Consider the following 13,742-nt stretch of genomic DNA (forward strand, 5'->3'; position numbering starts at 1 on the left):
CATCATCCATCTATTGTTCTTGAAACAGAGTCCTGTCTCCTTCCCGCCTTTGCGGTAGGATAACGCTTTCAATCCAACCAGCCGCATATCCGATGCAGAGGGCATCCATGTGCCGTTTCCTTCATCAGCCTTTGATGGAACCCAGCATCACTCCTTTGGCAAAATGCTTTTGCAGAAACGGGTAGACAACCAGGATCGGTACCATCGCGAGTACGATTGAGGCCATCCGGATGGTCTCCTGCGGCACCACATTTTCGTCGCTTGCCCCGGCCTGGGCCACCGCCACCGAATTGGAATCGATGACCAGTGTTTTAATCAACAGCTGTAGCGTCCACTTGCTAGAATCCGATAAGTAAATCAAGGCGTTAAAATAGGCGTTCCAATGCCCGACCGCAAAGAACAGGGTGAAGGTGGCGATCGCCGGCATCGACAGCGGAATAATCATCCGCAAAAACACGCCCATATCCGAGCAGCCGTCCATCTTCGCGGAATCCTCCAATTCGGATGGAAGCGAATCCAGGAAGCTTTTGATAACGATCAAGCTCCAGGCGTTGGTCAGGCTCGGCCAGATCATCGACCAGTAAGAATTCAACAGGCCTAGTTCCTTGACCAGCAGGTAGTTAGGCACGATGCCCGGACTGAACACCAACGTGAAGATGACGAGCCCCATTACCCAGCGGTTGCCAGGCATGGACCGTTTCGTCAGCGCGTAGGCCATCGTAAAGGACACGACGATGTTGAGCACGGTACCGACGACCGTAATGAAAACGGTGCTCTTAAACGCATTCATAAAGCTATTGGTAGATAGAATGTACTTGTAGGACTCCAAGGACCACTGCTCGGGGAACAAATAAAATTTAAGCGGAACATAGACCTCGGGATCCGTAAAGGAAACGCTGAACACGTATAGAAACGGAAACAAGCATGCGACCGAGAACAAGGTGATTAGACTGTAGTTGACCCAATCGAACAAGCTTAGCCCTTTTTTTCGGATAACGAAGCTCACGCGGAATTCCCCCTTTCGTTTAGCATAATGGGTATACTGCAGACGCGGTGCAATCGGGTAATTGGAGGCTTAGTAAATCCCTTCATGGCCGAGCCGCTTTACGATTTTGTCGGCGGCCACGATCAGGACGAGCCCCACCAGCCCCTTGAACATGCCGACCGTCACCCCGATGCTTATCTTCCCTTGAAGAATGCCGTGTGTGTAGGAGTACGTATCGAACACCTCCGCCACCGAACGCACCAGCGGATTCATCATCAGCAAAATCTGCTCGAAGCCGGTGTCCGCCATGCTGCCCAGCCGAAGAATGAGCAAAATGATGATCGTTGGCCGGATTGCCGGAAGCGTGATATGCCAGATCTGTCGGAATCGGCCCGCCCCGTCTACGACGGCAGCTTCGTAGCGCTGGGGATCCACGCCCGCCATGGCCGCCAGGAAGATAATCGTTCCCCATCCGGCCTCCTTCCACATGCTTTGCGCCGTCAGCAGTCCCCAGAAGTAATTCGGATTGGACAGAAAGGAAACGGTATCCCTGCCGCTTTCGGCGATGAGTTTATTGATGATCCCCACGTCCGTCGACAACAGGAAGAACGTCATGCTGGCCACGACGACCCACGACAGGAAATGCGGCAGGTAAACTATGGACTGGTTCAGACGCTTGAAGCTCTCATGTCGGATTTCGTTCAGCATCAGGGCCAGCAGGATCGGCAGCGGAAAATGGAAGATCAGCGCAATCATATTGATCGCAAACGTGTTCCGCAGCATGATATAGAAGTTGGAGCTCGAGAACAGATCCGCAAAGTGCTTAAATCCCGCCCATTCGCTTCCAGCAAAGCCGAGAAACGGATTATAATCCTTAAAGGCCAGGAGCAGCCCCCACATCGGCGCGACTTTGAACAGCAAGAAGAAGAGCAGCCCGGGCAGCAGTAGCAAATAAATGACGCGGTGCTTGACGATGCGGGATGCGAGACTGCCCGGGCGAAGCGTTAGGCCCGGCTTCATGACCCCGCCCGCCCCTTGTCCGGCTCCTTGGGCAGGTTTAACAGATTTAAGCTTTGGCATCGCGGGAGATCAGCTCCTTTCGATCGCCGACAGGCACGGCCTGAAGCCAAATCGCTTCATAACGGCCGAGTTGCGGCAGCGTCACCGCCACGCGGTCTTGCGAGGTTTCCACCAGCGCATCGGAATCGGCACGGAGCAGCCTGCCCCTCGCTTCCGTGTTTCTTGGCAGCCGCAACTTTTGCGGCCAAGACCACGAAGCATTCGCTGCAGCGGTTTCGTCCACACGATCAACGGTCAGTTCCACCTGAACATCATATAACGGGAGCGGATTCATAAAGGTCGTCCCGTTATATCCGGAGAGATTCAGCAGCTGAACTAGGCATCCGCCCTCCTTCAAACGGTGAATGAACAACTCTAGACATGGAGGCGCGTTCGTAGTAGCAACCCGATTCGGCAAGATATCATGTAGCACGTCCGCCATTACCTGCCTGTAGTCCTCAAACCCGTGACGATAGTAGAGCTCGCCGGGATTCCAAGGCATATACACGCCGACTCGGACCGTTCCCTGCTTGCCGACCCGCCTGTGCAGCGCCAAACCGTAATCTGTTCCGGTGCGGTGGCCGTAAGCACGCTCCGGCGGTCCGAACGTGGACGGCTCGATGAATGGCAATCGGCACTCGGTCGTATCCGGGTCAAAGGCAACGCGGGCAAAGCTTCCTCCGGCGGCGATCCAGTCCCTGCCATGGGCAAATCCGGGGAAATGTGACTTGTCCGAAACGTCCAGATAAGCGCCCGGCTCCGATTGTTTCACGCCGGTGAACGAGGCCGCGAACCATTCCTTAAGCAGCTCCGGCTGCCGCTCCAGCGCCGTTCCCGATGCGACCAGCACCGCGCCGGCATCCATTGCCCGATTCAGCGCTCGCGCCGCCGCCACCGACAATTCCTGAACGCCGGGAAGAATAATTGCTCGCATATGCATTAGTTTGGACTCCATGGCCACCAGTTGTTCTTCCATCACCACGTCGAAGAGGACGTGCTCTTCCTTTAACATTTTAAACATACCTTGATACTCCGCTGCCGCTTCGGGGGCCGCTGGCTTGACGAGCACCGCTTCAGCCATGGAGCCGAGCTGTCCGAACAGCTCCTCGTGCTCCGCATGGTATCGGAAAATATCCTTCACCGTTTCGAAGCTTGCCTTGTCCGGGTATCCTTCGAATGCCCCGATGATGCAGAAATCCAGCCCCGATCCGCTTCCGATGCTTTGATATAAACGGATTGCATTTTCATTCTCGGATACTCCTGTGAACCGGTAGGTCAGGTCGATGGCGTTAATGCTGCAGTTGCTGATCAGCTTGTCATCCCAGCTGTCTTGTATAGACGCGACATTCTCCGAGGCTGAATACAGCCAAGGCGGGCCGCTCCTTGTCAGCGACGTATTCGATTCCTTGCGGACGATATCGACCCGGTGCGGGTGATACGTGCTGATGGCCACATTGGGCCGGAGCGACTTCACGAATCCGTGGATGCGCTCCAGTACTTCCCTTGCCGTCCGTTCCTGGAAGGAACGGTACAGCTCGTGCATCGGATGTTCGGGCCCGGTATACGCCAGCAAATCTTCGCCGGTCACTTCTCGAAACCGCAAGCGGCAGTTTGGGCAATAGCAAGGCCCATAGAAATTTCCGCTGTAATCCCAATGCTGGTAGCCGAACATATTGAAGAATATCCCGTCCACCGGATAACGCTCCAACACTTCTTGAATGCTCTCCAGCGACTTCACCTGCTGGTATTCTCCATTCAGACACGTATGAACGATGCCGTGATAATTGACCTCCCGCCCTTGCCGGTCCCGGTAAAACCATTCCGGATACCGCAACCACAACGATTCGTGCGCTTTACTGAAATCGAACCGCGCAATAAATCGCAATCCGTTAGCATGGGCTTTTTCCACCGCTTCCCCCAAAAGGTCCTTGGTTAAATAAGGCGTTACATATTGATGCATAAGCGATGATGGATAAAACGCAAATATGCCCCCGGCATTCATCATGAGCACATTCGCTTGAAACGACTTGAGTTCCCGAATCAAAAGATCCACATCCATATTGGCGTCCGTCTCGCGAAGATTATTTTGAATCAATCGGAGACGGTTCGTTGACCACCATTTCATCAGCATTCCCTCCTTTGCTTATGGTGTACGTCTACCATAATGGTGCTGAAGGCAGCAGAACAGGGACAATTCTTGCATGAACACGTAAGGAAAAATATGTCCGATTCGCGCATGGGGCGTAATCCAACGCGAGTTCCCTTATACCTGACAGTGCCGCGAAGTAAGGAGCAGGAGCTTATTGGTCATTTCTTGTTTTGCAGGAAAACCGCAATAAATGTCCCGTTCCAACATTTTCTGTATGGCGTATTATGCTTGCATGATCGATCGAGTTTACGGTTAAACATCCAAACGCTGAGTATGTTTTTCCTTTATACTCGTAACGAAAAAAAACTCACCCTAGGGTGAGTTCAGATTGTCGAGAAACCCTGCACTTTTTTCAAAGTACAGGGTTTCTCCCTTTTTAAGTGGTCAATTCAAGAGGGGAAATGGGGGATTACCCCCTGTTTTCCAGGCGATCCAAGTGGATCGCCATCTTCTTCATATTCTGCACGGTTGCTGTCATCAGAGCTTGTTCCCTGACGTTTTGCAACCCGCGCAACCGGCAATAGCGAAACCCATGGAGCTCTTTGGCATCCGCGAAGCTTCGCTCAATCGTTTCTTTTCGTTTTCGGTATAAATACTTGCCGGATCGACTGAGCCGGTTGTTTCGCACCCATTCCTTGCTGTCTTCCCAGACATGGCGCGTGACGACCTTGCGGTGATTCCGTGAACGGGTACATTGCTCCAGCATCGGGCAAGTCTTGCAGTGCTTCGGATCGGAGGCATATTGCCGGTATCCTTCTCGATTCGTGGTGCGATACAACAATTCATGCTGGAGCGGACAAATATAACGGTTACGCTCGGCATCATAGGTAAACTTCCACTTCGGAAATAAGCCTTGGGTCGGATGAAATCTCCGGTGAGCAATCACTCCAAAGATCCCCCGTTCCTGCAATCCTTTGCAGATGGGGGTTGTTAAATAGCCTGAATCCAGGGCAACGGCTTCAACTTCAAAACCAAATCGCTCTCGTTGGCGATCCAAACGCGACAAATACGGTACAGAATCATGGACGTTTCCCGGCGTGACGTGGACATCGGTAATCAGATTGTACTTCAAATCAACGGTCCGGTGATCTAAATAAAAGAATCCTTCCGGTTTCCCGTCGCGAATCATATAACCGCTATCCGGGTCGGTTTTGCTCACCTTGATTTCTTTCTTCTCGACCACATCCTCTCTGGGTTTTAAAGCTTTTTTCCATGCGCCTTCCGGTCGGCTTCTACTGCGCCATTGAGTTCGTCCATGTAATCTCGTGTGTTTTGTAGAACCTGCTGCTTGGTGTACTGGTGTTTGTTCGCATTGGCCTTCACATGCGTGGAATCCGAAACCAGGACTCGTCCGCCGACCATGCGATGCTCGATTGCCTGCAGCACAATCTCATCGAAGATATCTTGAAAGATATTAGTGTCTTTGAAACGAGTCCGTCGGTTCCAGCTAATGGTGGTATGGTCCGGAACTTTGTCTGTCAATCCCAAACCAAGAAACCAACGGTATGCCAGATTCGTCTGAATCTCGCGTTCCAGTTGACGCTCTGAACGGATGCCGTAAAAATAACCGAGGAAAATCATCTTAAATAACACGACAGGATCGATGGCTGGTCGCCCATTATCAGCACAGTAAAGCGGACGGACCTTTTCGTCGATGAAAGAGAAATCGATATACTTGTCCACTTTACGGAGCAGATGATCTTGAGGAACCAATTCTTCAATCGAAACAAACTCGTAAGCCTGCTGTTTTTCTCGGTTAGAACGCAACATATTTAACACCCTTCCGAACGGTTTATTTACTAATATTATATAGTATTAACGCGGTGTCGTGTTGAACTAAATACACAAAAAATAGCTGTCGAGACTTTCTCGACAGCCTGAACTCACCCTAGGGTGAGTTTTTTTTCAATCATGCGTGAATAGCCGAAATACGTCTCCGACTTCGATTACGCCAGGTTAATGCTTCGAATCGCTTCCATATTCACTTTCGGTTTGCGCTCGATCGTCAGCAAGCCGTTCACTTCCTGCTGAACGTCCGTAATTTGCGTATAGCAGAATCCGCTCACGTATGGCAAATTTTTAATCGCTTGCGTAATTCCTTCGTATCGCTTCAAAAATTCGTCCTCGTTACGAACTTGATTGCCGTAGCCCCAGCCCTCTTCGCTTGTAAAGGCGATGCCGCCGTATTCGCTGATGATCACAGGCTGGCCTCGATAGCCATACCCCTGCGCGAATGGATAACGATGCGTGTTATGCGCGAATTTATTGCCCAACAGCGCGTCTTTGTCCCGATATCGCTCTTCCAGCATAGCGCCTATCTCTTCATAATCGTGGAGTGTAATGATATCCGAAATCGTATGTTCCCAGCCGTCGTTCACGATGACCGGCCGCATCTGGTCGAATGCCTTGGTCAAATGATAGATCGACTCCGTAAATTGCTGCTGCTTGCGGTCGGTGGCGATGTCAGTTATCCCCCAGGACTCGTTGAACGGTACCCATGCAATGATGGAAGGATGATTGTAATGCTGTCGGACGACAGCCATCCATTCATTCGTGAATCGCTCAACCGCATCGTCCCCGAATTCGTAGGTTGACGGCATCTCCGACCATACCAGCAGCCCTTTGCGATCGCACCAATATAAGTACCGGGGATCCTCCAGCTTCTGATGCTTGCGCACACCGTTAAAGCCGAGGGCCAGCGTTTTGTCGATGTCTTCCAGCAGCGCTTCCTCCGATGGAGGCGTCAAATGCGTATCGTTCCAATAGCCCTGGTCCAGCAGCAGTCTCTGATAGATCGGCGTATGATTCAGTATGACCTGATCGCCTACGATCCGGATGCTCCGCATGCCGAAATAAGAATAGGCCGTGTCGACCGGCTTTCCGTTTTGCTTCAGAATCATCTCGACGTCGTATAAATTCGGATGGTTCGGATGCCACGGCTTGATCTTCCACTCGCCCACGGCCTCGTTAACAACGCTCACGTCAACTGCTACGGTGCCGCGCTCTACGCTCGTTTCCGTCGACCGGATCAGCTTACCGTCAAACCGGATGATGGTCTGCAGGGTCAATCCGTTGTAGTCCTGCCCAGCGTTACCCAGTTCGTAACAGAAGTTTGCCGACCCGCGTTCCAGCTCCGGCGTTATTTTTACCCGGTTGATATGAATCGGATTCACATACTCCATCCATACCGTCTGCCATATCCCTGTCGTCTGCACGTACCAGCAGCCGAAGTTGTCCTGCATCCACCGCTGCTTGCCTCGCGGTTGGGTACAGCTGTTGCTGTCCACGGCTCGAACGGTAATCCGGTTCTCCCGGCCGACCTCAACCGCTTCGGTAATGTCAAAGGAAAAGGCTGCGTATCCGCCCTCATGCGTGCCGACTTTGTGTCCGTTGACCCACAGGGTCGCCGAGTAATCGACCGCTTGAAAATGCAGCAGGATACGTTTGCCTGCTTCCTTGGCAGGTATGGCAACCATCCGCTCATACCATACGCAGGGATGGAATGATTCATCCGCAATGCCGCTTGCTTTCGTCTCGAACGCGAAGGGGACCGTAATTTTGCGGTCGGCTTCAAGACGGTCGTACCACTTGCCGCTCTCCCCTTCCCATGCATCGTCAAAACGGAAATCCCATTCCCCGTTCAGATTTTCCCAGTTTTCACGCACCAATTGCGGTCTAGGATAGTCTTTAATATATTTGTGCGAGCTAGACATTATGTTCCACTCTCCATCTTCTGTTAGTTTATCGTTTCTATTTCGTACCCATGGATTCCACCGTTAAGTCGCCGAGCTCGATCTGCTCTGCATGAACCGATCGCAGGCCTAATCTCCCCTGCATGAATGCCCGGGGATCATCATATGTCAGGATCGGCTCTTCCCCGTCCTGCACATATACGCGAATCGTGCCTCGTACCGCTTCAATTCGCAAGCTTGCCGGCTCGTTCGCTTTCAGCGAAACCTTGACGCTATGCAGTAATTCGGAATCGTAATTATGTTTGTACAGCTCAAGCTTCGTAGCGCTGACCGCAAGGAAATATCCCATTAGCGAATCACTCACTTGATCCCGGAAATCCGACTCGTTAGTCACTCGAAAGAGTACACCCGCCTGACCGGACGGATCGTCGCCCAGCTTCACGGTCGTTCGGATGCGATAATCGGTCCAAAGGGGGCTTCCGCCATACATCTTGGCATCGGAATTGGCCGCGCCGGCATACCCACCGTCCGTTTCGATCCATTGGCCGTGAACATCCTCGGAGCTTGTTTGTTCCAGAAGATTCTCCAATTTGAACGTTTGCATGTCGACCAGCTCGAAGTCCATCGTTTTCCATTCCATCGTATGGTCGCTGTCCAATTGAATGGCAAGGCTATGTAATCCCTTTTCGAGCTTTAGAGACCCAACCCGAATTTTAACCCAAGGTTCGCTACCGCTACCCGAGTAATGGCTGCCGTCAACTTTATAGTTTTCGACCTTCTTATCGTCCACGAGCAGCTTGAAGGATGTCGGCCCCATTCTGGCCTTGACCGTCAGGTCCAGCGCATACGTTCCGGATTCCGACACGTTCACGGCATAACGCAACCAGTCGCCTTTATCCGTCAGCGAAGCAGAATAGCTTCCATCCTCAGCCATCTTAATCGCCGTACCGTCCGAACCGCGCCATGCGCCTGCTTCCGATGGGTGGCGGACCGAGAAGCCTCTGCCTTCACCGCTTAAGTAGTGCACGGCTTCCATGCTGCCGGGAAGCGGCTTGGCCGTTTCGAAGTCGCTGCTGCCGGAGGCGTGATTCGAGAATGCCGTATACGAAAAGCTCGGCTCGCCGGTTTGGTATCGATAACCGATTTTACCTGGTCCGAACGGTACCGCCGATTGATCCAGCTTCAGAACGCCGTCCAGATAAACGCGCAGCCGATCTTCTCCGCGCTCGACGCGAATCGTGTGCAGCTTGGACCAATCCGTATCTGCGGGAAGCTCCACCGTGGCAAGCACCTTGCGGCTGCCGTCCTGCATTCTGCCTAAGGATAACCCGTTTTGCTCCGGATCGATTTCGGCGAACCCGTATTGATTCGCGTCCTGATACGCAAACAACGCGGCAACGGGGGCCTTCGATGGAACCAAGTTATATTCGGCAGTAAAGACTCCATCCGTGCTCACCTTGCTAATGATTTGTGCACTTCCTCCTGAATCCGCTGCTTCCCAGAGGCTTTGATCGATGGCTTCTGCGTCCAGCCTATCAGCAAAGACCGGCCCTCCCGGGACGGGCTGATCGTAATTCGTAGGCCCCAGAATCTCCATCTTGTCTCCGTTGAATACAAGCCGGTCGATGTTCATCCGACGTACGGGCGGGCCCTCCTGGGATCTTCCCGTCAAGTTATGATAGACGAGATAATAGGAATCCAGATCGGGCCCCATTACCGTCGAGCTGTGGCCAAGCCCGTAAAAGTCCGGCTTAGTGCTGATGACGAGCGGGTTGTTGGCCGGAATGGTGTACGGACCTAGCGCCGAATCATGCGACACGGCATAATGAATGCGGTAGCCTTTGCTGAATACATGATTCCCGGTATAGGTCATGTAATAGGTTCCGTTCCGTTTGATGATCATGGACCCTTCCGTCCAATGCCCCAGATAGGGCCCTGGGATCGTCTGGCCCACCCCGAATTCGGCGGGACCATCCATCGGAACGCCGACAATGCCCGACGAACCAGCATGGGTGAACAGCCAGGAGCCGTCATCGTCGATAAATACCGAGCCGTCAATGCTCATCCCAACGTTGTCGGAGATCCGTTCGAACGGGCCTGTCGGCGATTCGCTGCGAAACACATAATGCCCCTTTCCTGCCGGAGACGTATAGAGATAGAACCAGCCGTTCCAGTAAATCACTTCAGGTGCGTAGGCGCCGGTCGATACGGAATCCTCCGTCACCAGACCCGCATACCTCCAATCAACCAGATTGTCCGATATCCACGCCTTGATGCCCGTCCGGTGATCCTTTGTACTTACATACAGATAATAGCGGCCGTCATGCCGCAGTATATACGGGTCACCATTGCCGTAATCCTCCCATTCTTCCTCTAGGGAAGGAAAAGGATTGGCGTACATCTTTTCGTTGTAAATGTCCAAATCGACCGCCTCCGGTTTCGTTCTTGAATCGCATCCCGACAATGCCAATCCGGCCGCTAATCCTAACATGCCAAGACAACAAACGATCTTCGACAGGCGCGGCATACTTATTGGCATGTGTCTCACCCCTTGATTCCGCTGATTGCCATCGACTCGATAAAGTATCGTTGGCAAAAAAAGAACACGATGATCACCGGCACCATGGCGATGATGGCGGCGGCCATGATCATCGGATAATCCGACTGGCCAATGTACATCGCCTGCATGGAAGCGATCAGCACTTGAATCGTTTGCTTCTCGGGCGTATGCAGGTAAATCAGCGGACCGAGAAAATCGTTCCAGATGCCCATAAAGCCGAGGGCAGCTTGGGCGGCGAGCGCGGGCTTCATGATCGGCAGCGCGATCTTGAAGAAAATGCCCGGAAAGCTGCAGCCGTCGATCTTCGCCGCTTCAATCAATTCCGTTGGCATCGCGCTTTGCAAATATTGGCGGATGAAAAAGATGACAACGATGTTGCCGAACAGGCCAGGTATGATGAGCGGCAGCAGTGTATCCACCCAATCCAGCCTGGAGAATCCGATATACTGCGGTATCATAACGACCGAATACGGAATCATCATCGTCCCGAGCAAACCCATGAACAGCATGCCTTTGTAAGGAAATTCGAATTTGCCAAAGGCATAGGCCGACATCGCGGATATCAGCATCCCGATCGTCAGGACGATCACCACGATGATCAAGCTGTTCATAAATCCATGCAGCAAGGGCGACTCCAGCCAAACCTTCGCATAGTTGTCGAACGTAAACGGATCGGGAATCCATTGTGGAGGAATTTCAAATACGTTTCGCCGATCCTTTAACGAGGTCGATATGGTCCATATGAACGGTGCGACCATAAAGATCGAACCGCATAACAACAGCAGCAGCGACCAGAGGTCCGTCATTTTTTCCCGTTTCACAGATTTCCCCCCTAGTCTTGGTAAACCCAACGATTGGAAAGCTTAAATTGAATGAGCGTGACGATAAAGATGAGAATGCCCAGTACCCAGGCCACCGCGCTGGCATAGCCCATGTTGAAGTACTCGAACGCATGCTGGAAAATGTAGTAGACGACCGTAGCGCCGCTGTATTCCGGTCCGCCATCCACCGCAAGCACGTAAATCTGGCTGAATGACTGGAACGCACCGATGATGCCCATAACGATGACAAAAAAATGAATCGGCGTGAGCAGCGGGATCGTAATTCGCGTCAGCTTGTGCCATGCACCAGCGCCATCGATTTCCGCAGCCTCATAATACGTCGAGGAGATCGATTGCAATCCTGCAAGATACAGCACCATGTTCCCGCCGATGCCGCTCCACAGCCCGATCAGGATGAGCGAAGGCTTCACCCACTCCGGCTTGCCCAGCCAGTTAGGCCCCGTGATGCCGAATGTTTCCCACAGAAAGTTGTTGAGCAATCCGTAATCCTGATTCAAAATCCACTGCCACAGCAGGGATACCGCGATAATCGGCGATATGACCGGAAGGTAATAGATCGTTCGCATGAACGAGATGCCGGCGAATTTGCGGTTCATCAATATGGCCAGCAGCATCGACAGTATCATGCCGAGCGGAATGCCGATCATCAAATAGACTGTATTGTACAACGATTTGAACACTTTCTCGTCTTTCAATAGATCCTTATAGTTTGCGAGCCCCGTCCACTGCGGATCGGTAAGCATATCCCATTTGTGAAAACTGATATAGATCGAGAACAAGATCGGCACAAGGCCGAACAAAAGAAACCCGAGAACTGGCGGAGCGACAAACAGATACAACCACGCCAGCTCTCTTCTGCGATACCCGCCAAGCTTGGTACCCATATTTCATTCCACCTTCGCCTGTATTTCGTTATGACATGACAGGATATCCGTACGGCGGGGGGCGCCGATATGAATAATTGACGCCACCTGCCCTGACGGCATTATTTATTGCCTTTGTCGTACAGCTCCTGCATCTTCGGCTGGATCTGGGCCGTAAAGTCTTTCGCCGACATCTCACCGTTCCATACTTTGCTCGCGTTCTGGTTGAACATATCCATCCATTGCGTATCCTTAGAGAAAGCTACCACGTCCGGACGTCCGTAATCTTGGATAATATCGAGGAATACTTGACGTGTCTGAGGTCCTTTGTCCATTTCCTTAAATTCGCCTTCCGCCATGTCGATCAGATTAGGAACCGCTTGACCGAGCTGGTAATTTTCGCGCTGCCCTTGCTCATCCAGGGACAGGAAGGCCGCCAAGTCGAACGCTTCCTGCGGGTGTTTGGATTTCGCCGAAACGGCAAATCCCATCGAGCCGAGCCAGGTCGCCGTTTCTCCCGTATTCGGGCTTGCCGGCCACGCCGCAATGTCCCAACCGAAAGGCAGCTCCCAGAATGCAGGTTGATCCCAAGGGCCCATCGCAAACATCGCCAGTTGGCCGTTAATAAAGCGGGTATAAGCATTCATCGCTTGCTCGGCTTCCTGATTCGGGCTGACCTTATGCTTCAGGTTCAGGTCAGCAACAAATTGCATCGCCTCATAAAATTCGGGCTCGTTCACCTTGACCGTGCCGGTGGCGTAATCGATATATTCACCGCCGTTGCCCCACACCGCCGATTCCAGGCTGTAAGCGCCTACACCATATTGATCGGGCTTTCCGTCGCCGTTATCGTCGACCGTCAGCTTTTGGGCTGCTTCCAGCATGTCGTCCCAGGTCCATTCCCCTGCCGTTGCGGAAGGGTAAGGCACCCCCGCTTCGTCAAACAAATCCTTGTTATAGACAAATGACCATGGTCCTACGTCCTTCGGCAGTCCGTACACATCTCCGGCGCCAACCTTACTGCCGTCAAAGCGGTAGCGGTCCATCGCCTGCTTCCATACGTTATCGGGATTAAACAACGAGGTCTTATCCAGATAGGACTGAATGTTGAGAAGCGTTCCGGCTTCCGCGAAGCGGTAAAACTCGGGGCCCCCGACGTAGAATACGTCCGGAACCTTGCCGGAGCTGATCAGCGTCGTCATCTTCTGCGAGTATTCGCCTGGCGGTACCGAAGTGTATTTAACGGTGACGTGCGGGTTCTTCTCCTCGAAGGAAGCGATCAGCTTTTCGAAAATCTTTTTTTCGTTCGGATTGCCGTGGCCCATAAACTCAATCGTTACAGGTTCTTTAGGGTCCTTCCCGGCGGAAGCTTCATTGCCTGGTGATGAAGTGTCCGGGGTGGTTGGTGCAGCCCCGTCATTTGGTCCATTGCCGCCGCTGCAAGCGGTTAACGCGAACATCAGCAGCAGCATGATCATGCCTGCGAATTTGTTCTTCGATTTCATGCGATTCCCCTCTTCTTTAAAAGATGTGGTGTAAGCGCTTTACGAAATCATAGTAACTTATAATAATATAATTTTATATACTATATT

General features: G+C 52.4%; 9 protein-coding genes. All 9 read right to left on the reverse strand.

The window, feature by feature from the left end; genetic code table 11:
* Nucleotides 1-124: 124 nt before the first annotated feature.
* The 9 genes from MKY82_RS18730 to MKY82_RS18770 all read right to left on the reverse strand — a co-directional run bounded on the left by MKY82_RS18730 (nucleotide 125) and on the right by MKY82_RS18770 (nucleotide 13,655).
* The gene (locus MKY82_RS18730; protein WP_194543120.1) at nucleotides 125-1,006 is read right to left on the reverse strand and encodes a carbohydrate ABC transporter permease; all 882 of its coding nucleotides are present in this window, start codon (nucleotides 1,004-1,006) and stop codon (nucleotides 125-127) included.
* Nucleotides 1,007-1,075: 69 nt separating this feature from the next.
* Complete coding sequence (locus MKY82_RS18735; RefSeq protein WP_220684931.1) at nucleotides 1,076-2,065, reverse strand: ABC transporter permease subunit; 990 nt, start codon at nucleotides 2,063-2,065, stop codon at nucleotides 1,076-1,078.
* Nucleotides 2,052-4,169, reverse strand: a complete 2,118-nt coding sequence (locus tag MKY82_RS18740; protein ID WP_339294082.1) for a family 10 glycosylhydrolase — start codon at nucleotides 4,167-4,169, stop codon at nucleotides 2,052-2,054. Before MKY82_RS18740 ends, MKY82_RS18735 begins: the two co-directional genes overlap by 14 nt.
* A 433-nt stretch (nucleotides 4,170-4,602) precedes the next feature.
* Nucleotides 4,603-5,963, reverse strand: a protein-coding gene (locus MKY82_RS18745; RefSeq protein ID WP_339219424.1) for an IS1182 family transposase whose coding sequence is annotated in 2 segments (ribosomal slippage) — nucleotides 4,603-5,396 and nucleotides 5,396-5,963 — 1,362 coding nt in all. Because the reading frame shifts where the segments join, the coding sequence is not laid out codon by codon here.
* Between the two features lie 176 nt (nucleotides 5,964-6,139).
* Entirely contained in the window at nucleotides 6,140-7,906 is a 1,767-nt protein-coding gene (locus tag MKY82_RS18750; RefSeq protein ID WP_220684929.1) for a sugar-binding domain-containing protein, read from the reverse strand.
* 37 nt (nucleotides 7,907-7,943) lie between these two features.
* Complete coding sequence (locus MKY82_RS18755; protein ID WP_339294083.1) at nucleotides 7,944-10,424, reverse strand: family 43 glycosylhydrolase; 2,481 nt, start codon at nucleotides 10,422-10,424, stop codon at nucleotides 7,944-7,946.
* A 5-nt stretch (nucleotides 10,425-10,429) separates the two neighbouring features.
* Nucleotides 10,430-11,266, reverse strand: a complete 837-nt coding sequence (locus MKY82_RS18760) for a carbohydrate ABC transporter permease (protein WP_113058931.1) — start codon at nucleotides 11,264-11,266, stop codon at nucleotides 10,430-10,432.
* Between the two features lie 11 nt (nucleotides 11,267-11,277).
* Entirely contained in the window at nucleotides 11,278-12,171 is an 894-nt protein-coding gene (locus MKY82_RS18765) for a sugar ABC transporter permease (RefSeq protein WP_071218449.1), read from the reverse strand.
* Nucleotides 12,172-12,272: 101 nt separating this feature from the next.
* Nucleotides 12,273-13,655 (reverse strand): sugar ABC transporter substrate-binding protein, encoded by a 1,383-nt coding sequence (locus MKY82_RS18770; protein WP_194543125.1) that lies wholly within the window; start codon nucleotides 13,653-13,655, stop codon nucleotides 12,273-12,275.
* Nucleotides 13,656-13,742: the final 87 nt, after the last annotated feature.

Source organism: Paenibacillus sp. FSL W7-1279, assembly GCF_037969845.1.
GTDB lineage: Bacteria > Bacillota > Bacilli > Paenibacillales > Paenibacillaceae > Paenibacillus_AQ.